The 26,071-nt window shown below is 65.0% G+C and carries 20 protein-coding genes; 14 read left to right on the top strand and 6 right to left on the bottom strand.

Features of this window, described 5'->3' with window-relative positions; genetic code table 11:
• Position 1: 1 nt before the first annotated feature.
• The 3 genes from PCE31106_RS22655 to PCE31106_RS22645 all read right to left on the bottom strand — a co-directional run bounded on the left by PCE31106_RS22655 (position 2) and on the right by PCE31106_RS22645 (position 3,191).
• A complete protein-coding gene (locus tag PCE31106_RS22655) occupies positions 2-907 on the bottom strand; it encodes an ABC transporter permease (RefSeq protein WP_150564763.1) in 906 nt (301 codons plus the stop codon).
• Positions 908-1,141: 234 nt separating this feature from the next.
• Complete coding sequence (locus PCE31106_RS22650) at positions 1,142-2,128, bottom strand: ABC transporter substrate-binding protein (RefSeq protein WP_150564762.1); 987 nt, start codon at positions 2,126-2,128, stop codon at positions 1,142-1,144.
• A 445-nt stretch (positions 2,129-2,573) separates the two neighbouring features.
• A complete protein-coding gene (locus tag PCE31106_RS22645) occupies positions 2,574-3,191 on the bottom strand; it encodes a septal ring lytic transglycosylase RlpA family protein (protein WP_017233594.1) in 618 nt (205 codons plus the stop codon).
• A gap of 234 nt (positions 3,192-3,425) precedes the next feature.
• Here PCE31106_RS22645 and PCE31106_RS22640 point away from each other — a divergent pair, with 234 nt between their 5' ends.
• Together PCE31106_RS22640 and PCE31106_RS22635 are read left to right on the top strand one after the other, a co-directional pair.
• Positions 3,426-4,082 (top strand): MBL fold metallo-hydrolase, encoded by a 657-nt coding sequence (locus tag PCE31106_RS22640; protein ID WP_150564761.1) that lies wholly within the window; start codon positions 3,426-3,428, stop codon positions 4,080-4,082.
• Positions 4,079-4,840: a 3'-5' exonuclease family protein gene (locus PCE31106_RS22635; RefSeq protein WP_150564760.1), complete on the top strand. Its 762-nt coding sequence runs from the start codon at positions 4,079-4,081 to the stop codon at positions 4,838-4,840. The genes PCE31106_RS22640 and PCE31106_RS22635 overlap by 4 nt, the downstream gene beginning before the upstream one ends.
• Positions 4,841-4,913: 73 nt before the next feature.
• On the opposite strand, the gene arsC is transcribed toward PCE31106_RS22635, so the two are convergent.
• Positions 4,914-5,270, bottom strand: a complete 357-nt coding sequence (arsC, locus tag PCE31106_RS22630) for an arsenate reductase (glutaredoxin) (protein ID WP_150564780.1) — start codon at positions 5,268-5,270, stop codon at positions 4,914-4,916.
• Positions 5,271-5,568: 298 nt separating this feature from the next.
• On the opposite strand from arsC, the gene PCE31106_RS22625 reads away from it, so the two are divergent.
• The 4 genes from PCE31106_RS22625 to PCE31106_RS22610 all read left to right on the top strand — a co-directional run bounded on the left by PCE31106_RS22625 (position 5,569) and on the right by PCE31106_RS22610 (position 9,122).
• A complete protein-coding gene (locus PCE31106_RS22625; RefSeq protein ID WP_150564759.1) occupies positions 5,569-6,075 on the top strand; it encodes an energy transducer TonB family protein in 507 nt (168 codons plus the stop codon).
• A gap of 57 nt (positions 6,076-6,132) precedes the next feature.
• A complete protein-coding gene (gene otnI, locus PCE31106_RS22620; RefSeq protein WP_017233599.1) occupies positions 6,133-6,921 on the top strand; it encodes a 2-oxo-tetronate isomerase in 789 nt (262 codons plus the stop codon).
• Between the two features lie 731 nt (positions 6,922-7,652).
• Entirely contained in the window at positions 7,653-8,147 is a 495-nt protein-coding gene (locus tag PCE31106_RS22615; protein ID WP_254441278.1) for a CoA-binding protein, read from the top strand.
• Positions 8,148-8,183: 36 nt separating this feature from the next.
• The gene (locus PCE31106_RS22610) at positions 8,184-9,122 is read left to right on the top strand and encodes an alpha/beta hydrolase (RefSeq protein ID WP_150564758.1); all 939 of its coding nucleotides are present in this window, start codon (positions 8,184-8,186) and stop codon (positions 9,120-9,122) included.
• A 20-nt stretch (positions 9,123-9,142) separates the two neighbouring features.
• Here the strand turns inward: PCE31106_RS22610 and PCE31106_RS22605 are convergent, their stop codons facing one another.
• The gene (locus tag PCE31106_RS22605; protein ID WP_150564757.1) at positions 9,143-9,964 is read right to left on the bottom strand and encodes a transporter substrate-binding domain-containing protein; all 822 of its coding nucleotides are present in this window, start codon (positions 9,962-9,964) and stop codon (positions 9,143-9,145) included.
• A gap of 245 nt (positions 9,965-10,209) precedes the next feature.
• Here PCE31106_RS22605 and hemE point away from each other — a divergent pair, with 245 nt between their 5' ends.
• The 7 genes from hemE (at position 10,210) to PCE31106_RS22570 (ending at position 23,476) form a co-directional block, all read left to right on the top strand.
• Entirely contained in the window at positions 10,210-11,280 is a 1,071-nt protein-coding gene (hemE, locus tag PCE31106_RS22600) for a uroporphyrinogen decarboxylase (protein ID WP_302476069.1), read from the top strand.
• A gap of 394 nt (positions 11,281-11,674) precedes the next feature.
• Positions 11,675-14,182, top strand: a complete 2,508-nt coding sequence (locus PCE31106_RS22595) for a primosomal protein N' (RefSeq protein ID WP_150564755.1) — start codon at positions 11,675-11,677, stop codon at positions 14,180-14,182.
• 130 nt (positions 14,183-14,312) lie between these two features.
• On the top strand, positions 14,313-15,626 hold the full coding sequence (gene sorA, locus PCE31106_RS22590) for a SorA family sulfite dehydrogenase catalytic subunit (RefSeq protein WP_017233605.1): 1,314 nt from the start codon (positions 14,313-14,315) through the stop codon (positions 15,624-15,626).
• A 15-nt stretch (positions 15,627-15,641) separates the two neighbouring features.
• Positions 15,642-15,980, top strand: coding sequence for a SorB family sulfite dehydrogenase c-type cytochrome subunit (gene sorB / locus PCE31106_RS22585; RefSeq protein WP_150564754.1), 339 nt, complete (start codon positions 15,642-15,644; stop codon positions 15,978-15,980).
• A 117-nt stretch (positions 15,981-16,097) separates the two neighbouring features.
• Positions 16,098-20,078: a trifunctional transcriptional regulator/proline dehydrogenase/L-glutamate gamma-semialdehyde dehydrogenase gene (gene putA / locus PCE31106_RS22580; protein WP_437343846.1), complete on the top strand. Its 3,981-nt coding sequence runs from the start codon at positions 16,098-16,100 to the stop codon at positions 20,076-20,078.
• Positions 20,079-20,580: 502 nt separating this feature from the next.
• On the top strand, positions 20,581-22,125 hold the full coding sequence (putP, locus tag PCE31106_RS22575) for a sodium/proline symporter PutP (RefSeq protein ID WP_039830227.1): 1,545 nt from the start codon (positions 20,581-20,583) through the stop codon (positions 22,123-22,125).
• 208 nt (positions 22,126-22,333) lie between these two features.
• Positions 22,334-23,476 carry a branched-chain amino acid ABC transporter substrate-binding protein gene (locus tag PCE31106_RS22570; protein ID WP_150564752.1) on the top strand — a complete coding sequence of 381 codons (1,143 nt, stop codon included), beginning with the start codon at positions 22,334-22,336 and terminating at the stop codon, positions 23,474-23,476.
• 196 nt (positions 23,477-23,672) lie between these two features.
• On the opposite strand, the gene PCE31106_RS22565 is transcribed toward PCE31106_RS22570, so the two are convergent.
• The gene (locus tag PCE31106_RS22565) at positions 23,673-25,088 is read right to left on the bottom strand and encodes an alanine/glycine:cation symporter family protein (protein ID WP_150564751.1); all 1,416 of its coding nucleotides are present in this window, start codon (positions 25,086-25,088) and stop codon (positions 23,673-23,675) included.
• A gap of 633 nt (positions 25,089-25,721) precedes the next feature.
• Between PCE31106_RS22565 and PCE31106_RS22560 the strand changes: the two genes are divergently transcribed.
• Positions 25,722-26,009, top strand: a complete 288-nt coding sequence (locus PCE31106_RS22560; protein ID WP_150564750.1) for a hypothetical protein — start codon at positions 25,722-25,724, stop codon at positions 26,007-26,009.
• Positions 26,010-26,071 lie beyond the last annotated feature (62 nt).

Here is a 26,071-nt window from a genome sequence, read left to right as displayed (position 1 = left end):
ATCAGGCACCTCCGTTCTTGCGGGGGAACAGCTTGCGGCGCGTTGCCGGCAACACCAACGCCACCGCCACGAGCAATGCCGTCACCAAATTCAGATCCTGCGCCTTCAGACCGATGAAATCGCTGTTGAGCGCGAGCGCGATGAAGAAGCGGTAAAGCACCGCACCGACGACCACCGCCAACGTTGTGAGAATGAGGCGTCGGGCCGGCAGAATCGTCTCGCCAATGATGACCGCCGCCAAGCCAATCACGATGGTACCGATCCCCATCGAAATGTCCGCGCCGCCCTGCGATTGCGCGAACAACGCGCCCGCAAGCGCCACCAGCGCATTCGAGAGCGCCATGCCCGCCAGAATCTCGTGACCGGTATTCACGCCTTGCGCCCGCGCCATGCGCGAATTCGCGCCTGTCGAGCGCATCGCCAAGCCCTGTTGCGAAAGGAAGAAGTAATCCAGCCCAAGCTTCACCACGATGACCACGCCCAGCAGCAACAACGGACGCGTCACATAGTCCGGCAACCAGGACACGTTGTCCGGCAGGAGCATCGTGAAGACGGTCGGCGAGGTAATCAGCGGCACGTTCGGTGCCCCCATCACCCGCAGGTTCACGGAATAGAGCGCGATCATCATCAGGATACTGGCGAGCAGATCCATGATCTTCAGGCGCACATTGAGCCAGCCGGTGATGAAGCCCGCCAGCGCGCCCGCCGCCATCGCCGCCACGGTCGCGGCGAACGGATTGGTGCCGCCGGCGATCAGCGTAGCCGCGACCGCGCCGCCCAGGGCGAAGCTGCCGTCGACGGTCAAATCAGGGAAATTGAGGATGCGGAAGGAAATCAGCACCCCGAGCGCCACGAGACTGAAGATCAGACCGATCTCCAGGGCGCCCATCATAGAAAAAAGAGACATTGTCGTAATTCCACTGCGCAAGACGGCCCATGCCGGGTCTCGGCATCAGCGCTCACACGGCCGACGTCGGCCAGTTCGGGGCATCGCCGGTCGTTGTGCGACCGCTGTCGGGGGGAGCCGTCCCACCCATTCGATAGGAAAAGAGCGGCGGGGACAGAGGGTGTCCGGGCGCCGCCCTGTCGCGCTGCGGTGAGCCGGGGAGGTGCACCCCGCCTTACCGCGCTCACGCACGCTTTACTGCTTGATGACCGTCTTGGCTTCCTTCACCAGATCGTCCGACAGCGTCACGCCTTGCTTGGCCGCCGCCGCCGTGTTGACGAACAGTTCCAGTTTCGAGCTGGTCTGCGAGGCAATCGCCCCCGGCTTCTCTCCCTTCAAGATGCGCCCGACCACCTTCCCGGTCTGACGGCCCAGGTCGTAGTAGTTCACGCCCAGTGCCGCAATGGCGCCGCGCTTTACGCTATCGGTATCCGACGCGACCAACGGGATCTTGCGGTCGTTGGCCACCTTCACCAGCGATTCATACGCCGACACGACGTTGTTGTCCGTGTTCGTGTAGATCACGTCGACCTTGCCGACCAGGCTGTTGGCCGCCGAACTGATGTCGACGGTGCGGGGCGCGGCCGCTTCGACCAGCGTCAGTCCGGCAGCGGGCAGCAACTTCTTCAACTCGTTGACGACCACGACCGAGTTCGCTTCACCCGGGTTGTACACCATGCCGACACGCTTGGCGTTCGGCACGACTCGCTTGATCAGCGCGACCTGCTTGTCCAGCGGCAGCTTGTCGGACACACCGGTCACATTGGTGCCCGACGGCGCCCAATTCTTGACCAGTTGTGCCGCGACCGGATCGGTCACGGCCGAGTAGACCAGCGGCACGGACTTGGTCGCGGCCGCCACGGCCTGCGCCGTGGGCGTGGCAATGCCGATGATCACGTCCGGCTGGTCGCCCACGAACTTGCGGGCGATCTGCGCGGCCGTACCGACGTTACCCTGTGCGCTCTGGTATTCCCACTTGAGGTTCTTGCCGACCTCATACCCTTCCGCCTTGAGTTCGTCGCGTGCGCCATCGCGGATGGCGTCCAGCGCCGGGTGCTCCACGATCGCCAACACGGCCACCGATTTTGTCCCCTGCGCGAAGGCCGCGCCGGTCGTGCCCAACAACGTTGCGGCCACGGCGCACAGCAGGGTGCGCTTGGCGAATTTGCCCATCGTCGACATCAAAACTCCTCCAGGAATGCTCTTTGATAGGTGCGCTGAGCCCGTGTCTCGCCGGGTCTCATTCGGATGCACACAAAACGTGCACCGGCGCGTGGGGCACAGTCTACCCACATCCCCCTGAGCGAACAACGGTTGCCAACGCAACCGCCTGAAAGGCCCGTGGAATATCGGGTTGCGCCGAATCGCTGGCAGATTGATGCGGCAATCGGAAAAAAATTAGTCGATTTGGTCGTCAAATTTCCGATGTGCGCACATTCGTGCGTGGCATTCGCCCTATCAGATGCAGCAAAAATCGGAATAATGCGCGATTTTTTATACACAATAGATGGATTTTGCACAACAAATGTGCGGCGAGCATCCCGCGGCTTGGGAAGCCATCAACGCGATTTCAGAATTGGCCGTCGGGAAAGGAGGCGCCGCGACGACGCGCGTACGCCGCGTGGCGTCAGGGCGCGTTCTTGCTGTCGTCCAGGCCGAGGGCAGCGACTTCGGTGCGGGAGAGGCGGCGTATTTCGACCTTGGCGTGGCCGGCGCGAATAAAGCCGAGCTGCTTGGCCGCCCCGTAGGAAAGGTCGATGATGCGATTGTGCGCGTAGGGGCCGCGATCGTTGATTTTGACGACGACAGTCTTGTTGTTGGCGATGTTGCGCACGAGCGCAAAGCTGCCCAGCGGCAAGGTCGGATGCGCGGCGGTCGGCTCGTTCATGTCGAACGTCTCGCCGGTGGCCGTGCGACGTCCATGAAACTTCTTGCCATACCAGGATGCCATGCCAGTCTGGTAAAACGTGCCGGCGTCGGCGCGCAGATGCGCTTCGCCGTCGCGATCCGGCGCTTCGGGATCGCCCGGACTGAGACCTTCGGTACGATACGACTTGCCGGGCCACTGCAGATCGAAGTTCGACCCGACGGGCGCGTTGGCTTCGCGCGCACGGGCGCGCGCGCCTGTCGCCGAAGCGGCGGCAGCCGTGGGGCTGAGGGGTTCGAGCGGCGTTGTGCAGGCTGTCAACGTCAGGGCGAGGGCGCAGCCGACCGCGAACCGTGTGAGGATCTCGCGTGTTCGCATAGCGCGCAAGTTTAACACGACGCAAAATGCAACCTATCAGCGAGCGTTCACTTACGTGCCGAGACTCGCTGAATCAGCATCGCACAGGCTTGGTCAGTCTCATCGGACACGGCTCGCTCAAGCGCTCCGACCCGCTTGGCGAGCAGCGCTCGGGCGTGTCGTCGATTGCGACGCGCCCGGCGGGTCCCCTCGCGCCCGAATTACAATAGGCGAAAACTGCGTCCTCGATATCCCATGAACGTCACTCTGATTCCTGTCACGCCTTTCCAGCAAAACTGCACCCTGCTCGTCTGCGATGCGACGAAGCGCGCCGCCGTGGTCGACCCCGGTGGCGACATCGACCGGATCGTCGGCGAGATCGAACGCCAGGGCGTGACGCTCGAGAAAATCTTCCTGACGCACGGCCACCTTGACCATTGCGGCGGCGCGGGCGCACTTGCCGAAAAATACGACGTCCCCATCGAAGGCCCGCATCCCGACGACGCGTTCTGGATCGACCAGCTTCAGACACAAAGCGCGCGCTTCGGCTTTCCCGACCCCCAGCCGTTCACGCCCGACCGCTGGCTGGGTGACGGCGACACGGTCACGTTCGGCGAGGTCACCCTCGACGTGCTGCATTGCCCGGGGCATACGCCGGGTCATGTCGTGTTCTTCTCGGCGGACGAGCGTCTGGCCAGCGTGGGCGACGTGCTCTTCGCCGGCTCCATTGGCCGCACCGATTTTCCGCGCGGCAACCACGCCGACCTGATCGCGTCGATCCGCAACAAACTCTGGCCGCTCGGCAACGACGTGACCTTCATTCCCGGACACGGCCCTGTCTCCACCTTCGGTCAGGAACGTCAGACCAATCCGTACGTGGCGGATACCGTGCTCGCCGGGAGCGCCGCATGAGCGAGGCCGTGTCGCGTACCCCCTCGCGCATCATCCCCGCAGACGAGGAGATTTTCGTCAGCACCGACGTCGAGGCCGACGGCCCGATCCCCGGCCCGCATTCGATGCTCAGTTTCGCGTCGGCGGCCTACACGGCCGACAAGGAGCTGATCGGCACGTTCAGTGCCAATCTCGAGTGCCTGCCCGACGCGAAAGGGCATCCGCTGACGATGAAATGGTGGAAGACCGAGCCAGACGCGTGGACGGCCTGCCGCGTCGATCAGGAAGACCCGACCAAGGCGCTCAAGGCGTATGTGAAGTGGGTGGAGAAGCTGCCGGGCAAGCCGGTGTTCGTCGCCTATCCGGCAGGGTTCGATTTCACGTTCATGTTCTGGTACATGATGCGCTTCGTCGGTCGTTGTCCGTTTTCATGGTCGGCGCTCGACATCAAGACGCTCGCGTTCGCCATGACCGGCATGCCCTACCGCAAGTGCATCAAGCCGCGGCTGCCGTCCGTCTGGCTCGACCCGCTGCCGCACACGCACGTGGCACTCGACGACGCGCTCGAACAAGGTGCGCTCTTTTGCAACATGCTCGCCGAGCTGCGCGAGCAGCAGAAGACGTTGACCGAACTCCCCGGTTGGCGCGGCGCCGGACTCACGGCGAATGCCGACGCGCCGGTGTTCAGGTCGCCCGCAGCACAAGCGGCGGCCGAGGCGGTGGCGCACGCCGAATCGCCAGACACCGGCCCCGGCAAGGACAGCGCGGCGCACGGCTGAGCCAGGACCTCGCGGTGCCATGCGCGAGGGGCTCGACGCGCATGGCGCGGGGACCGCTTCCGCCGTCGGCCGATTACAGCACCTGGCTCGCCAACTCGGGCGGACGCGCAATCACGGCCTTGTCGCCGTTGACCACGATGGGCCGCTGCAACAATTTGGGATGCGCCGCCACGGCGGCGAGCAACGCGTCCTCGGTCATCGCCGTGTCGGCCAAGCCCAGCTCGGTGTACTCGGTTTCGTTGCTTCGGATCATCTCGCGCACCGGCACGCCGAGTAGGTTGTGCAAACGCTTGAGATCGGCGAGCGTCGGCGGGGTCTTCAGATACTCGATGATCTGCAGATCGCCCCCGCCCACCGCCGGCGACCCCTCCACCAGAGCCAGCGCTTCGCGCGACTTCGAGCAGCGCGGGTTGTGATACACGGTAATCATGATCCCTCCAATACGTTCAAAAGGCGTCAGACGCGACGGCGTCGTGCGCGCCTGAAACAGGCGCTGGCGAGTATGCATGGTATCGCCGGATACCGCCACTTGCCGACATCCGGGTCCGCATCGACACCTACGTGTTAACCGCGCTGCGCGGCGCCCGTGGGCCATCTAAGATAGGCAATGAGGGCTTCGCGTTGTGTCGAGAGACGCTTCGCGCGGACGAGTTCGCGATCTGCGAGACCGCTCCCGCCCGGCAGATGAACAAGAAGACAAGTGTCGCGAATGTTGCGGGAGACGATGTATGTATGCGCAACCTTCTCAATGCCGGCGGGCACTGCATGCCGCCGGAGGCTTCACCGTCATCGCCTGTGTTCTGGCGGTGTCGGGCTGCGCCAATCCGGATTTCGAGCCCAAACAGCCGCTCATCCTCAACCTGACGCCCGCCCGGGTCCCATACACGGCGCTCGATCAGTACAAGATCGCCGCGGCGCAACGCGTGACGGCGGTCAACGCCCGCCAGATCACGCCGGGCAATCCCCAGCCGATGCTGCGCTCGGTGGTGTCGCTCGAGTACTGGGTAGACCGCAACGGGAATATCACGAGCGTGGCGCTGTATCGCAGCAATGGCGACCAGGAAGCGGAGCGCATCGCGGTGGCGAGCCTGCGACGGGCCAGCCCGCTGCCGATGCCGAGCCGTGCGCTGGTCGACAGCAGCGGCCGCGTACGCGCCGTCGAAACCTGGCTCTTCAACGATGACGGGCGCTTCCAGTTGCGCAGCGTGGCCGCGCCTCAGATCGACGGGCAGTGATATCGTGACAGGCATCGGTCCACCCTGCCCGGCCCGCGCCGGGCGACGGAGATGCTCATGCCGCGATTTGCCGCGAACCTGACCCTGCTCTATCAGGAAGTGCCGTTTCTGGAGCGTTTCCGCGAGGCCGCAAGCGACGGCTTCCGGGGCGTGGAATGCCTGTTCCCTTACGATCATCCCGCACAAGAGGTGCGGGCGCGTCTGGACGACGCGGGGCTCACGCAAGTGCTGTTCAACACCCCCGCCGGTGACTGGGCCAACGGCGAGCGCGGGCTGGCAGCGCTGCCAGGGCGCGAAGCGCAGTTTCGGGACGGCCTCGAACGCGCGCTCGACTACGCCGATACGCTGGGCTGCCGCCAACTGCACGTGATGGCCGGATGCCCCGACCCCGCCGCGTCGCTTGAGCGCTGCCGCGACGTTTATCTCGACAATCTCGCCTACGCGGCCGGACAGGCTGCCGCGCATGGCGTCACGATTCTCATCGAACCGATCAATCCGCGCGACTTTCCGCGCTATTTCCTGACACGACAGGATCAGGCTCAGGCCATTCGCCAAGCGGTCGGCGCGAGCCATCTCAAGGTGCAGTTCGACGTATATCACTGCCAGATCGTCGAGGGTGACCTGGCGGTCAAGCTACGCCAGCACATCGACAATATCGGCCACGTGCAGGTGGCAGGCGTGCCTGCGCGTCACGAACCCGACACCGGGGAAGTCAACTATCCGTTTCTCTTCCGTCTGCTTGACGAACTCGGCTACGCGGGATGGGTCGGGTGCGAATATCGCCCGCAGGGTGCAACGCGCGCCGGACTCGGCTGGCTCAAACCGTGGCTCAGGGCCACCCGATAAGCTGTTGAATCGCCGCGACGACCATGCCGACCACCGGTCGGCATGTCGCTTACCCATTTACGCAGGGATAAATCGATTTCCGAAAAGTAAATCGGAGAGCGAAATAATCGTTGGGATGACGACGAAAGGCGTAGGAAAGATGTAGGTGTGCGCAGGCAAAAAAAATGGCGGGACACGTAGGCCCGCCAAAACCACACGCTACGGGGTTAGCGCGAGGAGACCAGATTCAGAGCACTGCATCGAACCACCCTGCAGATCGCGCCGGGGGACGCGTTCCGCCGATACAGTCGCGCTGCGGTGTTACCGGGGGATAAGCACATCAGCGTTGAGAAGCATTTTGGTGGAAACGTATGGGGGGAGGGGTAACAAAGTGTTTCAGGTTGTAACACCTGAGACCTTCGCGCGACCTTTCATGTTGCCGCTTCGCCTTCTCCGGCATGGGTTTCCGGCGTATTGACGGATGCGCCATTTGGTTCGTGATCCTGAGTAACTCGCCCGGCGAAGCATCGACACGGACGATGCCCGCGCGAGCCGGCCCATCACATCGGTCGCAGCATCGGCGCCGCCGCCGCGTTTCACGTGCGCGCCGTCAATGTGCTAAGTTCATTCCTTGTGCGTGGCAACAAAGTGGGCATCTGACATCCGAAGACACGTCAACGCCGCGGATCGGCAGCGCACCGAGAGCAGCAATTCCGTCAACGACCGCACCGGCCCCGTCGGGCCGCATTCGCATGCAAACCATGGAACGTTTGGGGCAGATACTGGCGCGCGACCGCGTCATCGGGGTGGTGGGCCTGTCGCCGCGGCCGGACCGGCCGAGCTACACCACATCGCGCTACATGCAACAGCACGGATACCGGATCGTCCCCATCAACCCGCAAGCGGCCGGCGCGACGATTCTGGGCGAGCCCGTTTATGCGAGCCTGGCCGAGGCGGCCGACGCCTTGCGCGCCGAGGGCCTGCGGATCCAGATGGTCGACTGTTTCCGTCGCAGCGGCGACATTCCGCCCATCGCGGATGAAGCCGTCGCCATTGGCGCGACCAGCCTATGGATGCAGTTGGGCATCGAAAACGACGACGCCGCAGCCGTCGCGCTGGCGGCAGGGCTGGACGTCGTGATGGACCGATGCGTCAAGATCGAACACCAGCGCTGGCAGATGCAAGCGGGTCACCCCCGCACCAGCGCAGACGCCCGCCCGCCGGGACAGCCGCTTCCGAAACGCTGAACCGCCGACCTCCAACGCCGCCAATGACCCGCTGACATGACCATCGACGCCGATTTACTCGCCTATTACGACCAAATGGCGCGCAAGTACCCCGCCAGTGCAGACAACGGCGCGCCAAGCGCGCAAGACGTGCGCGCCCGGTTCGCCGCCGTCGCCAACGAGGCCTTGCGCCCGTTGCCGGCGGGATTGCGCAGCGAGACCTTCGACATTGCGCTGCCGGGCCGCACCCTGCGCGCCAGGCTCTATCGCCCGGTCGAACGCGAAGTGCCGCTGGTGGTGTTCTTCCACGGCGGCGGCTGGGTCGTGGGAGATGTCGACACCCATGGGACGTTGGCCGCCTTCCTGGCGCAGGACGGCGACGTGGCGGTCTTGAGCGTCGATTACCGGTTGGCGCCCGAGCATCCGTTCCCGGCGCCGATCGACGATGCGCGCGATGCCTTGGCCTGGGCGGCCGAGCAGCGCGCGCGGCTCGGCGTGCGCGTCGACCGTCTGGCCGTGGCGGGCGACAGCGCCGGCGGCCACTTGGCGGCGCAGGCGGCGGCGTGGTTCAACGATCGACACCCGGGGATTGTGGGGGCGCAGTTGCTGATCTATCCGGTGGTGCAGTACCGGTTCGATACGCCGAGTTACGAGCGTCTGGCGAACGGCGTGGGCCTGACACGCGACGAAATGCGCTGGTACTGGAAGGAATTTCTGGGCAACGTGGCACCGTCGGCAGACGACGTGCGGGTCAATCTCACCGCGCAAGCGCCGCGTCACGCCTTGCCGCACGCCTTGGTGATTGCCGCGGAATACGATCCGTTGCACGACGAAGCGGTGTCGTACGCCCAATTCGTGGCGAGTTCAGGCGGCCGGGCGGAGATCATCGAGGCGCCCGGCCTGACACATAGTTTCGCGAGGTTACAACCGTTCGTGCCGCAGGCGAGGCTGGTCATGCACGACGCGGCGCAGCGTCTGCGTGACTGGCTGGGATGACCCGCGCGGGACTCACGCCGTCACTTCAGCCACTTGTCGACGACCTTCTGATATTCCCCGGTCTTCTGCGCAAGATTCAGCCACTGGTCGACGTATTGCTTGAAGATGTCGTCGCCGCGCGGCAGCAGGTACGCCTTCTCACCGAACTGCAACGGCTTGTCGGGGTTGACCGGGCACAGTGACGGATTGAGCTTGTGCTGCAACAGCGTTTCCGAGGCGTCGGTGACCATCACGTCGGCTTTGCCGTCGACGATCTGCTTGAAGATCGTGACATTGTCCGGATAGATCGTGAGCGTGGCGTTCGGCAGGTACTGGCGGGCGAAACGTTCGTTCGTGCCGCCCGGGTTGGCGATGACGCGCGTGCTCGGTTTGTTCAGATCGGCGAGCGTCTGGTACTTCGCCACGTCGGCGCAGCGCACGATCGGCGATTTGCCGTCGACCATGACCACGTTGCTGTAATAGGCGCGCGCCGCCCGATCCAGCGTGACCGACACACCGCCGACGGCGATATCGCATTTGCCGGCGGTGAAGTCGTCCATCAGCCCCTTCCAGGTCGTCGGAACGATCACCGGCTTCACGCCGAGCGACTTCGCCAGCGAGGCGACCAGATCCACGTCGATGCCCTCGACCTGGCCATCCGGGCGGCGATACGAGTAAGGCTTGTAGTCACCCGTCGCGCAGGCGCGCAACGTGCCCGATTTGACGATGTCGTCGAGCCGGGAGTGGATGGCGGGGTTCGCGGAAGGGCTCACGACAGCGGCCGATTGCGCGTGGGCCGCAGCGCCGGCGAGCACCGCCCCGGCCACGAAGGCCGCGCTGGCGGCCGTCAACATGACTTTCATGCTTGTCTCCTGAGGTTTGACGTGTTGGCGCACTGCGCTCCCGAACTGTCTGACGCAGCGCGTGGGGCTCAATACTAAAGACACTCCCGGCCCACGCCAATCGGAATGACGCCACTGTTCCGCGCGCGCCACGCCGACGCGTCGCCGATGGCTGATGTGCGGCATAACAGCCCGCCATGCGTCCGGGCCGAGGATACGCGAGTAAAATGACCGCTTGCCCCAACCCTCCTACCCACCGCCGCGACGTGTCCCAAGCTCTGCAAAACGATACTTTCCTGCGCGCACTGCTGCGCCAGCCGACCGAGTACACGCCGATCTGGCTGATGCGCCAGGCGGGCCGGTACCTGCCCGAATACAACGCCACACGCGCCAAAGCCGGTAGCTTCCTGGCGCTCGCCAAGAACCCCGCCTACGCCACCGAGGTCACGCTGCAGCCGCTCGAGCGCTTCCCGCTCGATGCCGCCATCCTGTTCTCGGACATCCTCACCATTCCCGACGCCATGGGCCTCGGCCTGTCGTTCGAGGCGGGTGAAGGGCCGCGTTTCGCCCACCCGCTGCGCACCGAGGACGATGTGCGCCGCCTGCGGGCGCCGGACCTCGACAGTCTGCGCTACGTCTTCGACGCCGTCGCCGAGATCCGTCGCGCCCTGAACGGACGCGTACCGCTCATCGGCTTCTCCGGCAGCCCGTGGACGCTCGCTTGCTACATGGTCGAAGGGGCGGGGTCGGACGACTTCCGCACCGTCAAGACGATGATGTACGAGCGTCCCGACTTGATGACGCATATTCTGGAGACCAATGCGCGCGCCGTTTCGGCCTACCTGAACGCCCAGATCGAAGCGGGCGCGCAGGCGGTCATGGTGTTCGACACGTGGGGCGGGGCGTTGGCCGACGGTCTCTACCAACGGTTCTCGCTCGCCTACATGCAAAAGGCGCTCGCGGGCGTGCATCGCGAGTGGAATGGCGCACGCATTCCCCACATCGTCTTCACCAAGGGCGGCGGTCAGTGGCTCGAAGCCATCGCCGACACCGGACCCGACGCCATCGGACTCGATTGGACCGTGGATCTCGCGGCCGCGCGCCGTCGCGTCGGCGATCGTTGTGCGCTGCAAGGCAACTTCGATCCCACCGCCCTCTTTGCAGCGCCCGAGGCCATTCGCGCCGAGGTTCGCCGCCTGCTCGACGCTTATGGCAACGCACCAGGCCACGTATTCAACCTGGGGCATGGTATTTCGCAGTTCACGCAACCCGATCACGTTGCGGCACTCGTTGACGAAGTCCACCGCTACAGCCGAAAGCTGCGCCAAACGGCGTAATTGGCGACACGCACCAGCGGCGGTGCGGCTCGCGAGGCCATTTGCCTTGCAGACCCAACCGCCGTTTCAAGCACCGAATGTCAAGCGTAAACCTGTCGAGTAACCCCTCCAATTTACGGAGTTGTCCCGAAGACTTATGCACAAATTCTCGCTGCGCCGCCGCAAGTGAGAGGTAACGGGGGGTAAGCTTCGACGCCGCTCATAAGCCATTGATCAAAAAGCATTTTTGATTCAGGCAAAGTCTAAGCACGGCACCGCGTGAGGGCCGCCTGGTGAGGCTGACGAGAGATAATCCCCACAGTTCTCAACATAGTTATCCACAAGCACTTCAAGTCCACCGGAAACCCGACTTAAATCCGGGGTTTACCGACACTTCTCAGGATTCACTTTAAGTTTGACCTGCGCCGACGACCTGCCCGACCCGTCTCTTGCATCGACTGCGGATGCCCTGCCCCCGGTCGCCCAGCCGCGCCTCGGTGCGCCCGCTATCGCCCGCGTGGCGCTCGATACGCCCCTGCTCACGCTGTTCGATTATCGGCTCGACCAGGCCGCGAGCCCTGGGCAACTGGTGCAGGTACCGTTCGGACGCCGACAGGTCGTAGGCGTCGTCTGGGAATTGACGCACCGCAGCGAAATCGCACCGGGCAAGCTGCGTGACGTCACCGCCGTCTGGCATGAATTACCGCCGCTCGGCGAGGATTGGCGTGAGCTGATGCAGTTCGCCTCGCGCTATTACCAACGCGGTATCGGTGAGGTGGCCCTGCCGGGCGTCCCGGCGCATCTGCGCACGCCGATGCGCTGGCCGCGGCTACTCGCCCAGCGTGGCGTGCAACGTTACCGGCTGGCCGACGGCGCCCTGGCCGCGCTCCTGGAGAACGTGCCCGCCCGGCTGCGCGCCCAGCGCCGTTTGGCCGAGGGTCTGGCGCAAGCCGGCACGCTCGATGCGGACGAGGCGCGCGCCCTGTGCGCAAAGGCCGCCGACGTGCTCAAACAGTGGGCCGCCGCCGGCTGGGTCGTCGTCGACACCGTGCCGTTCCACGAAGCGGTACGCCATGCCGATGAAGCTGACGATGAGGATGGCGAATCGAGCGCCGCTGACGCCAACGCTCCCACCGATTGCGCACTCGCCGACGCTTTGGCCAATATCGACCTCGGCACGCAGGACACGCCGCGCGCCACCAGAACGTTGACTGTCGGGCAAGCCGACGCCGTCGCGGCCATTCACGACGCGCTCGAAGTCGCCGGCGCCCAACGCCTCGACGCCACAGCGCCATTGGGCAAGCTCGACGCCGGCAATGCGGGCGACACGGGGGACCTCCCCGCCTGCCCCCCCTTCCTGCTCTACGGCGTGACCGGCAGCGGCAAGACAGAAGTCTATTTGCGCGCCGTGGCCGAGGCGCTTCGCGAGCGCGACGCCCAGGTCCTCGTGCTCGTGCCGGAAATCAATCTGACGCCCCAACTCGAAGGCGTCTTCCGTGCGCGATTCCCCGGCGAGACGCTCGTCACACTGCACAGCGGACTGGCCGAAGGCGAGCGAGCCCGGCACTGGCTGGCCGCCCATCGCGGCGAGGCGCGCATCGTGCTCGGCACCCGACTCGCGGTGATGGCGTCGCTGCCGCACCTGCGCCTCATCGTCGTCGACGAAGAGCACGATCCGTCCTACAAGCAACAGGAAGGGTTGCGCTACTCGGCGCGCGACCTCGCCATCTGGCGGGCGAACCGGTTGCGCATCCCCGTCGTCCTCGGCTCGGCCACGCCGTCGCTCGATAGCTGGCGGCGCGCCGAGCAGGGCCGCTACGTGCGCCTCGCGATGCCCGAGCGCGCCACGCCCGATGCCGTGTTGCCGCGCGTCTCGCTCATCGACATGGACATCGAGCGCAAACTTCAGCGCACGGTGCACGAGGGCCTGTCGCAATCGCTGCTCGCCGCCATTCGCGCCCGGCTCGAAGCGGGCGAGCAAAGCCTGCTGTTCCTGAACCGCCGCGGTTACGCCCCGGTGCTCAACTGCGATGCCTGCGGCTGGATCAGCGACTGCCGCCGGTGCAGCGCCCACATGGTGTTGCACAAGCCCGAGCGGCGGCTGCGCTGCCATCACTGCGGCGCCGAGTCGCGCATTCCGCATGCCTGCCCCGATTGCGGCAATCTCGATCTCGCGCCGCTGGGGCGCGGCACGCAGCGCATCGAGGAGGCGCTGGCTGAACAGTTCCCGGACGCCCGGCTCGCACGCATCGATGCTGACAGCACACGCCGCAAAGGCAGCGCGCAGGCGCTGTTCGCGCAGGTCCATGCGGGCGAAGTCGACATCCTGATCGGCACGCAGATGGTCGCCAAGGGCCACGACTTCCGTAACGTCACGCTCGTGGGCGTGGTCAACGCCGACAGCGCCCTCTTCTCCCACGACTTCCGAGCGGCCGAGCGTCTGTTTGCACAACTGATGCAGGTGGCCGGGCGCGCCGGGCGCGCCGCCCGCGCCGACGGCCCCGGCGACGTGCTGATTCAGACGCGCTACGCGTCGCACCCGTTGTTCGCGTCGCTCATGCGTCACGACTACGCGGGCTTCGCGGCGCAGCAACTGGAGGAGCGGCGCGTCGCCCTGCTGCCGCCGTTCACGCATCAAGCGCTCCTGCGCGCCGAAGCCCGGCGCCTGGACGACGCCATGACGTTTCTCAAACAGGCCCGCGAGATCGCCGCCACGCCCGCGCTGCACGACGCGCGCATCTCCCTGTGGGATCCGGTGCCGATGACGATGGTCCGGATCGCGGGCACCGAACGCGCCCAGCTCGTGGTCGAGAGCCCGCATCGCGGCGCGCTCCAACGCTTCCTCACGCACTGGATGAGCGAGCTGCGCGCACTCAAGGCGCCCGTGCGTTGGCACCTCGAAGTCGATCCTCTCGAAATATAAATCGGTATATAGCGTTCCGGAAATTTGACAACATCGCCCGAATCCCCGACGATGCGGACAGTAGTCGATCACCGCACGCCGAACGGTTCACGTCATCTGCACGATAAGAAGTCCTACAGGAGACATCCCGATGAAATCGCACGACCGGCGCGCCGCCCCTACGGCGCCGCACATCGCCACACCGCCCCTCCCGCCCACCGAATCGCCTTTGGCCGAGGCTTCCCGGCGCCGCTTCTTACGACGCGCGGGTGCACTGGGCGTTGGCGCCAGCCTCGCGGGGCGCGCGCTTGACGTCCTCGCCGCCACCACCGCACCCCAGATGGTGACGCTGCCGTTTGCCAATGGGGAACGCGAACTCGTCGCATATCCGCAGAAGCGCCCGCTGATCCGCTTGACGGCGCGCCCCCCGCAACTGGAAACGCCGTTCGCGATCTTCAACGACGGGCTCATCACACCGAACGATGCGTTCTTCGTGCGCTACCACCTCGCGGGCATTCCGACCGACATCGATCCGGCGAAGCATCGGATTCACGTGCGCGGTAGCGTTGCCAAACCGCTCGATATCTCGCTCGCGTCGCTCAAGAAGGACTACGGCGCCCCGGTCGAGATCGTGGCCGTCCACCAATGCTCGGGCAATAGCCGTGGCTTTTTCGAGCCGCGCGTCGCCGGCGGACAGATTGCCAATGGTGCGATGGGCAACGCGCGCTGGCGCGGCATTCCGCTCAAGCGGATTCTCGAACGGGCGGGCGTGTCGGCCAGCGCAAAGCAAGTGACGTTCGAAGGGCTTGACCGGCCGATCGTCCCCACGACACCCGAGTTCGTGAAGGCGCTCGACCTCGATCACGCGATGGATGGCGAAGTGATGATCGCGTTCGCCATGAACGGCAAGGATCTGCCGATGCTCAACGGCTTTCCGGTGCGGCTGGTCGTGCCGGGCTACTACGGCACGTATTGGGTGAAGCATCTGGCGGACATCAACGTTATCGACAAGGTGTTCGACGGCTTCTGGATGGCCACGGCGTATCGCATTCCCGATAACGACTGCAATTGCGTCACGCCCGGCAAGGCGCCCGAGAAGACAAAGCCGATCGAACGCTTCACCGTGCGCTCGTTCGTCACGAGTCTTGCCGACGGCGAGCACGTGGCGGCGGGCAAGGCGGTGCGCGTGCGCGGCATTGCGTTCGACGGCGGCGAAGGTATTCGCGACGTGCAGTTCTCGGCCGACGGCGGCCAGACCTGGCAGGCGGCCCAGCTCGGCCACGAACTGTCCAAGTATTCGTTCCGCGAATGGACGGCGTCGTTCACGCCCCCCAAGCCCGGCGAGTACGCGCTCCAAGTGCGGGCGACGAATCGTGCAGGGGTGTCGCAACCGCTGCAATCGCTGTGGAATCCGGCCGGCTATCTGCGCAACGGGGTGGAAACCGTGCGTGTGATCGCGGCTTGAGACGGGGGAACGATCATGAACCTTTCGAAGATTGCGCGCCGCGCGGCCCTGCTGTCCGGCCTGTTGGGTCTGTTCGGCGCCTTCGCCGCCCCCGTCCATGCACTCGAGATCAAGCTGCCGCAGGAGACGTCGCAGTTGAAGGCCTCGACGCTGGCCGGTTATCAATCGGCGAACTCGTGGTGCGTCATGTGCCACTCGCTCGACTACGTCAACACCCAACCGCCTATGTCGGCGGCCTTCTGGAGCGCGGAAGTCACGAAGATGGTGAAAGTGTATGGCGCCCCCATCCCGGAAGATCAGGTCAAGCTGATTTCGGAGTATTTGGGAAAAACGTACGGCACCGACCAGAAATAACGCCTCCTGCCCCGGCCCGCGGGCCGGGGCGTCACGCGGCGTTTCGCGTTTCTCCCTCGCACCTAGGTGCAACCCTAATATTGCCTCCGGTTGCACCTCTTTCGAAACCCGGTTACGATGCCGCAATTCACCCGCTATGGGTGTCACGTTTTCGCGTCATCAGGTAACCCTTCCATGGCTAACACCACCCTCGGCGTCAAGGTCGACGACGTACTGCGTACCCGGCTCAAAAGCGCCGCCCAGCAAATCGAGCGCACCCCGCACTGGCTCATCAAACAGGCCATCTTCGCTTACCTGGAGCGCATTGAGAGCGGCGTGCTGCCGCCCGAATTGAGCGGCGCGACCCAATCGGGCACCGAGGTGATCGACGGCCACGCAGGCGACGACACCGTGCCACATCCGTTCCTCGAATTCGCCCAGAACGTGCAACCGCAATCGGTGCTGCGGGCGGCGATCACGGCGGCCTACCGCCGCCCCGAGCCGGAATGCGTGCCCGTGCTCGTCGGTCAGGCCAAGCTGGCCCCGGCGACCGCAACGTCGGCCTCCGACCTCGCCCGCAAGCTCGTCGTCGCGCTGCGCGGCAAGAGCACCGGCGGCGGCGTGGAAGGCCTGATCCACGAATTCTCGTTGTCCAGTCAGGAAGGCGTGGCGCTGATGTGCCTGGCCGAAGCCCTGCTGCGCATTCCCGACAAGGCCACGCGCGACGCGCTCATCCGCGACAAGATCAGCAAGGGCGACTGGCACGCCCACATGGGCAATTCGCCGTCGATGTTCGTCAACGCCGCCACCTGGGGCCTGATGATCACCGGCAAGCTCGTGACCACCACCAGCGAAGCCGGTCTCACCAAGGCCCTCACGCGCCTGATCGGCCGCGGCGGCGAGCCGCTCATCCGCAAGGGCGTGGACATGGCCATGCGCCTGATGGGCGAGCAGTTCGTCACCGGGGAAACCATCTCCGAAGCCCTCGCCAACAGCCGCAAGTACGAAGCCCAGGGCTTCCGCTATTCGTACGACATGCTCGGCGAAGCCGCGACGACCGAAGAGGATGCCCAGCGCTACTACGCGAGCTACGAGCAAGCCATTCAGGCCATCGGCAAGGCTTCGGCCGGCCGCGGCATCTATGAAGGCCCTGGCATCTCGATCAAGCTCTCGGCCCTGCATCCGCGCTACTCGCGCAGCCAGCACGAGCGTACGGTCGCGGAACTGCTGCCGCGCGTGCAGGCGCTCGCCAAGTTGGCGCGCTCATATGACATTGGTCTGAATATCGATGCCGAGGAAGCCGATCGCCTCGAAATCTCGCTCGACCTGCTCGAAGCGCTGTGCTTCGATCCCGAGCTGGCCGGCTGGAACGGCATCGGTTTCGTGGTGCAGGCCTATCAGAAGCGTTGCCCGTTCGTGATCGACTTCATCATCGATCTGGCGCGTCGCAGCCGTCACCGCATCATGGTGCGTCTGGTCAAGGGCGCTTACTGGGATACGGAAATCAAGCGTGCGCAGGTCGACGGGCTCGAAGGCTATCCGGTCTATACCCGCAAGATCTACACGGACGTGTCGTACCTCGCCTGCGCGAAGAAGCTGCTCGCCGTGCCGGACGCCATCTACCCGCAGTTCGCCACGCACAACGCCTACACGCTTTCTGCCATCTATCACCTGGCGGGCAACAACTACTACCCCGGCCAGTACGAATTCCAGTGCCTGCACGGCATGGGCGAGCCGCTGTACGAAGAGGTCGTCGGCCCGATCGCCTCGGGCAAGCTCGCGCGGCCCTGCCGCGTGTATGCGCCGGTCGGTACGCACGAAACCCTGCTCGCCTACCTCGTGCGCCGTCTGCTCGAAAATGGCGCGAACACCTCGTTCGTGAACCGGATTGCGGATGAGACCGTCAGCGTCGACGAACTGATCGCCGATCCGATCTCGGAATCGGAGAAGGTGCAACCGCTCGGCGCACCGCATGCCAAGATTCCGCTGCCGCGTGAACTGTATGGTGTGGCGCGCGCCAACTCCTCGGGCTTCGACCTGTCGAACGAGCACCGTCTCGCGTCGCTGTCGTCGGCCCTGCTCGCCAGCGCGGGCACGCCGTGGCGCGCCGCGCCAATGCTGGCCGACGGTGAGCGCACCACGGGCACGCCACGTGCCGTGCGCAATCCGGCCGATCTGCGCGACACCGTGGGTCAGGTCATCGAGGCCACCTCGGCCGATGTGGATGCCGCGCTCGTCAACGCCGTAGCCGCTGCCCCGATCTGGCAAGCCACGCCGGTCGAGGAACGCGCCGACAGCCTGATGCGCTCGGCCGATCTGCTTGAAGCCCACATGCCCACGCTCATGGGCCTGTGCGTGCGCGAAGCGGGGAAGTCGCTGCCCAACGCCGTGGCCGAAGTGCGTGAGGCCGTCGACTTCCTGCGCTACTACGCCGCGCAGATCCGTCAGGGCTTCTCCAACGACACGCACCGCCCGTTGGGCCCGGTGCTGTGCATCAGCCCGTGGAACTTCCCGCTCGCGATCTTCGTTGGTCAGGTCGCCGCCGCGCTGGCCGCCGGTAACCCGGTCATCGCCAAGCCGGCCGAGCAGACGCCACTCATCGCCGCCGAAGCGGTTCGCCTGATGCACGCCGCCGGCGTTCCGGCCGGCGCGCTGCAATTGCTGCCGGGCACAGGGGAAACAGTCGGCGCCGCGCTCGTGGCCGACGCCCGCACGAAGGCCGTCATGTTCACCGGCTCGACCGAAGTGGCGCGCATCATCGCGCGCACGCTGGCCGAGCGCCTCGACGCCAATGGCCGTCCGATCCCACTGATCGCCGAGACCGGCGGTCAGAACGCGATGATCGTCGATTCGTCGGCGCTGCCCGAACAGGTCGTGTACGACGTACTCGCATCGGCTTTCGATTCGGCCGGTCAGCGCTGCTCGGCGCTGCGTGTGCTGTGCCTGCAGGACGACATCGCCGACAAGACGTTGCATATGCTCAAGGGCGCGATGCAGGAACTGGCCATCGGCAATCCGGATCGCCTGTCCATCGACGTCGGTCCGGTGATCGACGCCGAAGCGCAAAACGGCATCAACCGCCACATCGAGCAGATGCGCGACAAGGGCTTCCCGGTCGAACAACTGCCGCTGCCCGACGCCGCCCGCCACGGCACGTTCGTGCCTCCGACACTCATCGAGCTGACCGATCTCACGGCGCTGCAACGCGAAGTCTTCGGCCCGGTGCTGCACGTGATCCGCTTCAAGCGCGCGCAACTCGACAAGCTGCTCGATCAGATCAACGGCACTGGCTACGGCCTGACGTTCGGCGTGCATACGCGTATCGACGAAACCATTGCCTATGTGACCGAGCGCGCCCATGTCGGCAACGTCTACGTGAACCGGAACGTGATTGGCGCCGTGGTCGGCGTGCAGCCGTTCGGCGGCGAAGGCTTGTCTGGGACGGGTCCGAAAGCCGGCGGTCCGATGTATCTGCCGCGTCTGCTGGCGACGCGTCCGGCTTCGCTGCCCGCCGAGCTGAACCGCAACGAAGCCGCGCTCTCGCCGTTGGTGAGCTACCGCGACTGGCTGCGCGCGCAGGACAACTCGGCCGATAGCGCCGCCGCGATTCATCGCGTCGACCGTTATCTGGCCACGTCGGCACTCGACGCCACCGCCGTGCTGCCGGGACCGACCGGTGAGCGCAACACCTATGGTCTGGAGCCACGCGGCCCGGTCCTGTGCGTGGCTGCCACGCCGCTCGGCGCGCGCACGCAACTGGCTGCCGCGCTGGCGACGGGCAACAACGCCGTCTTCACGGAGAGCGTTGCCGCCCGCGAACTGGTGAGCGCCCTGCCGGCCGCCCTCAAGGGACGCGCGTCGGTGTTGGCGGCAGGGGCGGACGCCGCCGCCGAGCCATCGCTCGCCGCGGTGCTGTTCGAAGGCGACAGCGACGAGCTGCGCGCCCTGAACCGCCGCATCGCCACCCGCAACGGTCCGATTCTGTCGATGCAGGGCCTCGCGCCCGAGGCGCTGGCCGCCGGTGACGACTACGCACTCGAGCGTCTGCTGTGCGAGCGCTCGGTGTCGGTCAACACGGCTGCCGCAGGCGGCAACGCCAACCTCATGACCATCGGCTGATCGCGGCGGACCGTCAGGTTTCGCGACGAATCCCGTCGGATTCGTCCGAAATCTGATGGCTGAATCCGCAGGATTCGCAGGTTCCGACTGCCGATTCCGCCCCCCCCTCCCCGGACGCGCCGTCGTCCCAATCGCGTTGTCCTCAGCGGCTGCCAGCGTCCTGCCTTCCGGGACAATGGCGGCCGCGATGGGTTAACGGGTCAACCGCCCGCCTCATTCCAGCGCCTTCCTGCGCTTTTCTCGCGCCTCCCCGCCCATCTCCCCGATCAGCCCAACGCTTATCACGCCCCGCCGCACCTCCCGTACTCACGCACGCCGCGCGCATTCGCGGTATCTTCGCGCCCGCCCCCGACATATCACGCGTCTCACCGCCATTGCGCGGTCAACCCGTGCCAGCGACACGTATCGCTGGCCATAGCGTTCGTCGTCCCGCGTCGCCGCCTCTTTCGTCATGCCGGCAGAGGCGCGCAACGCACGTGACACCGACGCTCGAGGAGGCTACATGTCCCTTTGGAATCCCACTGCGGTGTCATTCACCGTGTATTTGCTATTGATGCTGGTGATCGGATGGCTCGGCTATCGCGCCACCCACGATCTTTCCGACTACATTCTCGGCGGACGTCGCCTCGGCAGCTTCGTCACCGCGCTCTCCGCTGGGGCCTCCGACATGAGCGGCTGGCTCTTGCTCGGCCTGCCTGGGGCGATCTACATGGGCGGCCTGTCGGGTGTCTGGATCGCCATCGGCCTGGCGATCGGCGCGTGGGCCAACTGGCATCTCGTGGCCGCGCGCTTGCGTGTGCATACGGAGGTGTGCGGCAACGCGCTGACCCTGCCCGAGTACCTCACGCAGCGCTTCGGTGACCGCAGCCACGTGCTGCGCATCGTCACGGCGCTCGTGATCCTCATCTTCTTCACGATTTATTGCGCGTCGGGGGTCGTTGCCGGCGCCCGGCTGTTCGAAACGATGTTCGGCCTGGAATACCGCACGGCGCTGTGGATCGGCGCTGTGGCGACCATTGCCTACGTCTTCATCGGCGGATTCCTTGCGGTGAGCTGGACCGATACGGTGCAGGCCTCGCTGATGTTCGCCGCACTGGTCGTCACCCCGATCGCCGTGATTGCGCTCGACGGCAGCCCTGCGGCGGCCGTGGACGCGGTCACCGCCGTGCACCCCGCCCATACCGATTGGTTCGGCGATCTCGCGCCGATCGGCGTCATCTCGATGCTCGCCTGGGGTCTGGGCTATTTCGGCCAGCCGCATATTCTCGTGCGGTTCATGGCCGCGCGCTCAGCGGCGGCGATTCCGCAGGCGCGTCGCATCTGCATGACCTGGATGGTGCTGTGCCTGACCGGTGCGGTCGCCGTCGGCTTCTTCGGACTGGCGTTCTATAGCGCGCGGCCCGATCTCGGTGCCGGTGTGGCGGCAAACCCGGAGACCATCTTCATGGCGCTCACGACCCAGCTCTTCACCCCGTGGCTCACGGGCGTGCTGCTGGCGGCGATTCTCGCCGCCGTGATGAGCACCTTGTCGTGCCAGCTGCTCGTGTGCGCCAGTGCACTGACGGAAGACCTCTACAAAACGTTTGCGCGCGGGCCGGTCAGCCAGGGCCGCCTCGTGTGGATCGGCCGAGCGATGGTGTTGAGCGTGGCAGTGATCGCCGTGGTGTTGGCCCTCGATCCGCAGAGCCGCGTGCTCGGCATGGTGAGTTACGCCTGGGCGGGTTTCGGGGCGGCCTTCGGTCCGCTGGTGCTGGCCACGCTGCTGTGGCCGCGCGTCACCCGTAACGGGGCGCTCGCGGGCATTGTCGTGGGGGCGGCCACGGTCCTGATCTGGAAGCAGTTCGGCTGGTTCGACCTGTACGAAATCCTGCCGGGCTTTGTGCTGGGCGGCCTGGCGCTCATCGTGGTGAGTCGCTTTGACAAGGCCCCAAGCGCCGACGTGCTCGCCCGCTACGCCAGCGCCGAAGCGACGCTGCGTGCGATCCAGCAAGGCGCAAAGGGCGATTCGGGTAGCACCGGCGCTCCGACGGCGCAACCCTCGCCATAAGCGGGTAGCACCTTCCATCGGAACTTCTCCCTCTTGACCGGCGCGCGCAGCCATCCAATACTGCCGCGTCGGACGCATATTGCGTTTGATTGCGATTGAAGCCGTCCCGGGCCGACCGGCCTTGTGCAGACGGCGATCCAAGAAAGGCGTGCCGCGGCGATCCCGCAGGCATGCCACTCAACGACATACACATGCAAGGAGAGGGTTGATGCAATCGAAGCTTACGCTCAGCGCGGTCGCCGTCGCGGGACTGCTCGCGTTCGGTACGGCCAACGCGCAACAGGCGCAGGAAGTGAAGCTGGGTTTTGCCGCACCGCTCACGGGCGCCCAGGCGCACTACGGCAAAGACATGCAGAACGGCATCCAGCTCGCCATTGACGAGTACAACGCCACGAAGCCGACTATCGAAGGCAAGCCGGTGAAGTTCGTGTTGCAGTCGGAAGACGATCAGGCCGACCCGCGTCAGGGTTCGCTGGTCGCGCAGAAGCTGGTCGACTCGGGCATCAAGGGCATGCTCGGCCACTTCAACTCCGGCACGACGATTCCCGCTTCGCGCATCTATGCGCAGGCAGGCATTCCGGAAATCGCCATGGCGACGGCCCCTGAATACACGAAGCAGGGCTTCAAGACGACGTTCCGCATGATGACCTCAGACATTCAGCAAGGGTCGGTCGTCGGTACGTTCGCCGTCAAGAAGCTGGGGTTCAAGAACATCGCCATCGTTGACGATCGCACGGCTTACGGTCAGGGCTTGGCCGACGAGTTCGAGAAGGCGGTGAAGGCCGCCGGCGGCAAGATCGTGCGCCGCGAGTTCGCTAACGACAAGGCCGTGGACTTCCGCGCCATCCTGACCAACCTCAAGCGCGCCAATCCGGACATGATCTTCTATGGCGGTGCCGACGCGCAAGCTGGCCCGCTCGCCAAGCAACTGCGCGAACTGGGCATGAAGGGCACGCTGATGGCCGGTGAAATGGTCAAGTCCGACGCGTTCCTGAAGATCGCTGGCGACGCCGCCAACGGCTCGGTGGTGTCGCTCGCCGGCCTGCCGCTCGACAAGATGCCCGGCGGCGCCGCGTACGAGTCGCGCTACAAGGCCAAGTTCGGCAGCGCGCCGGAGACGTACTCGCCGTACGCCTACGATGGTGCCATGGCCATGATGTCGGCCATGAAGAAGGCCAACTCGACTGATCCGGCGAAGTACCTGCCGACGCTCGCGAAGACCAGCATGCCCGGCGTGACCACGCGCGAGCTGGCGTACGACAAATCGGGCGATCTGAAGTACGGTTCGATCACGCTGTACAAGGTGGTCGATGGCAAGTGGACCGTGCTGGAGACCATCGGCGGCAAGTAAGCCTCTGACGATGGGCCGATAGCGGTAACGACGAGGGCCGGTGAGGATGACTCACCGGCCCTCGTGCTTGATGTGTGCCGCCGTGGCATGACGCCGTTACAGCGTTACAGCGTTGGGGCGTTAGGGCTTTCCCGCCATACCGCTTCACCGCGTTAGCGCACAACGGCGTTTCGCCATGACCGACGGCACGCCCCCGTCACCAGACATCCTTGGGCAAACGCTCACGCATCTCAGGCGGCAATGCGTCGCGCGTGAAAACCGGCTCGGCGACACCCGCACGGCGCTGGGCCTGATAGTCGCGCCACGCGAGCAACGCGTACTTCATCAACAAGCCGATGGCGACCAGATTGATGAACGCCATCAACGCGGTACCGACATCCGCGAAGCTCCACACCAACGGCAGGCTGGCGACCGACCCCAGCATGACGGCCAGCAGCACCAGCGCGCGGAAAATGTTGAGCAACCACAGACGCTGCGTCAGGTAGTCCATGTTGACCTCGGCATAGGCGTAATTGCCGAGCACGCTTGAGTAAGCGAGGAAGAACACCGTGATGCCGGTGAAGATCACCGCCCAATTTCCCACGTGAGCGGCCAGGGCGCGCTGGGTGAGCACGGCCCCTTCGGGTGCGGCACCCGGCATGAACTCGCCCGAGAGCAGGATCATGAACGCCGTGGCCGAACACACGACGATGGTGTCGAAGAACACGCCGAGCATCTGCATCAGGCCTTGCTGTACCGGGTGTTTGGTCGTGGCCACGGCGGCGGCATTGGGCGCGCTGCCCATGCCCGCTTCGTTGGAGAAGAGGCCACGCTTCACGCCCATCATGACGGCCTGGCTGACGGCATAACCGGCGATACCGCCGGCGGCCGGCTCAAGCCCGAACGCGTGCCGCAGGATCATCGCGATCATGCCGGGGATCTGATCGAGGTTGACGACACAAACATAGATGGCCAGCCCGACATAGGCGAGCGCCATGACCGGCACGATCCATTGCGCGAGGCGTGCGACGCGTCGCACGCCGCCGTAGATGATCGGTGCCGTCATCAGCACCAGCGCAACGCCGATCCAGATCCGCTCCCAGCCGAACGACGCTTCCAGCGCCTCGGCAATCGAGTGCGACTGCACGGAGTTGAGCGCGAACCCGAAGGTGAACAGTAGCGCCAGCGCAAACAGGACACCGAATTTGCGCGACCCAAGGCCGATCTGTATGTAATACGCCGGGCCGCCGCGAAAGGTGTTGTCGTGGCGCGGCACCTTGAAGATTTGCGCCAGCGTGGATTCGACGAAGGCGGACGCCATGCCGAGCAGAGCGGTCATCCACATCCAGAAGATGGCACCCGGCCCGCCGATCGTGAGCGCGACGGCGACACCCGCGATATTGCCGGTGCCGACACGGCTCGCCAGCCCGGTGGCAAACGCTTGAAAGGGTGAGATGCCGGAGGTACTCCCGGAGGTACGCAGCAAACAGATGCTGTGCCAGAGCGCCCGGACCTGGATTCCACCGAATCGGACGGTGAAGTAAAGCCCCGCCCCCAACAAGGTGATCACAAGCGGGTATCCCGACAGCACCCCGCCGAGGGTATCGACCAACGGCTTGAGCCAGCTCTCCATGTCACGTGTCTCCTGTCGCAACCACTTATTGGCCCCGCAATGCCAGGGGGCAAGCGACGAAGAATCTCAAGGTTTGACCCTGCGCGATAGAAACCGGCAAATCTTTCCGCCAATTCCTATACGCAACAGCGTGAGAAGAAAAAAAGCCGCCCGGCAAACGCCGCGCGGCTTAAAGACAAGGCAAGGAGACATCGGGAGCAGATTAACTGCCGACTGTGTCTCGAGTGTGACGGTGACAAGGGGTGAAATGATCCGTCACGCCGAGGTGCATCGCATCACCTGCGCGCTTTCCAACCCCCACCAGACCCTTGCTGGTACACCTGGGGGACAAACTTGATCCGGTTGTAGTTATTCAGACTGCGCCTGAAAGCCCTCGCGTCACTCTCGTAAATGGTCTCGGTAGGTCGAATCGGCGCCAGTACCGCGTCCACGACAGGACGCCCCTCGTGCTGTCGACGGCCTCGAGGCACGGCCCCATACCCCAGGACCTCCTCCAACCGGAGCAAGACAGGAACGTGATTTCCCGTCGAGACGCACACCAGTTCAGGGACAACGTATCCATAACCAGAACGCGTCCTGGGGAAGTAGACAAACTCGCCAGGGGCAATATGGTCAGTTCCATCCGAGACCGTTTTGAAAACACTTCCCCAGTTGTGGTCGCCGATGCTGTTTATATGGTCTATCGCCGCGTTATCGGAAAATTTGCACTGCGTCGAACTCGACGAGGCATTGGCAAGTTTGAAACCCGGGATTTTCGATCGGTTGGGTGTATTAGTGCCCACCAAGGTGAATGTCGTGATGACCTTTCCGCCATTGCGCGGAGGAGCGACGACCGGCTTTGGAGGGGGCGGCTCAGGTTTTTTGACTTCAGGGACTGTCGGCGATCGCATCGCGAGCGTCCACCGCCGGGGCTGTCATTAATTTCGTGTTTGAGGCATAACATGTCGCCAAGGAGTGACGATGCCTCGCAAACCGAAAACCCC

This window comes from Pandoraea cepalis (assembly GCF_902459665.1).
GTDB lineage: Bacteria > Pseudomonadota > Gammaproteobacteria > Burkholderiales > Burkholderiaceae > Pandoraea > Pandoraea cepalis.
The sequence above is the reverse complement of the archived record's forward strand: the minus strand, read 5'-3'. Positions and strand labels throughout refer to the sequence as shown.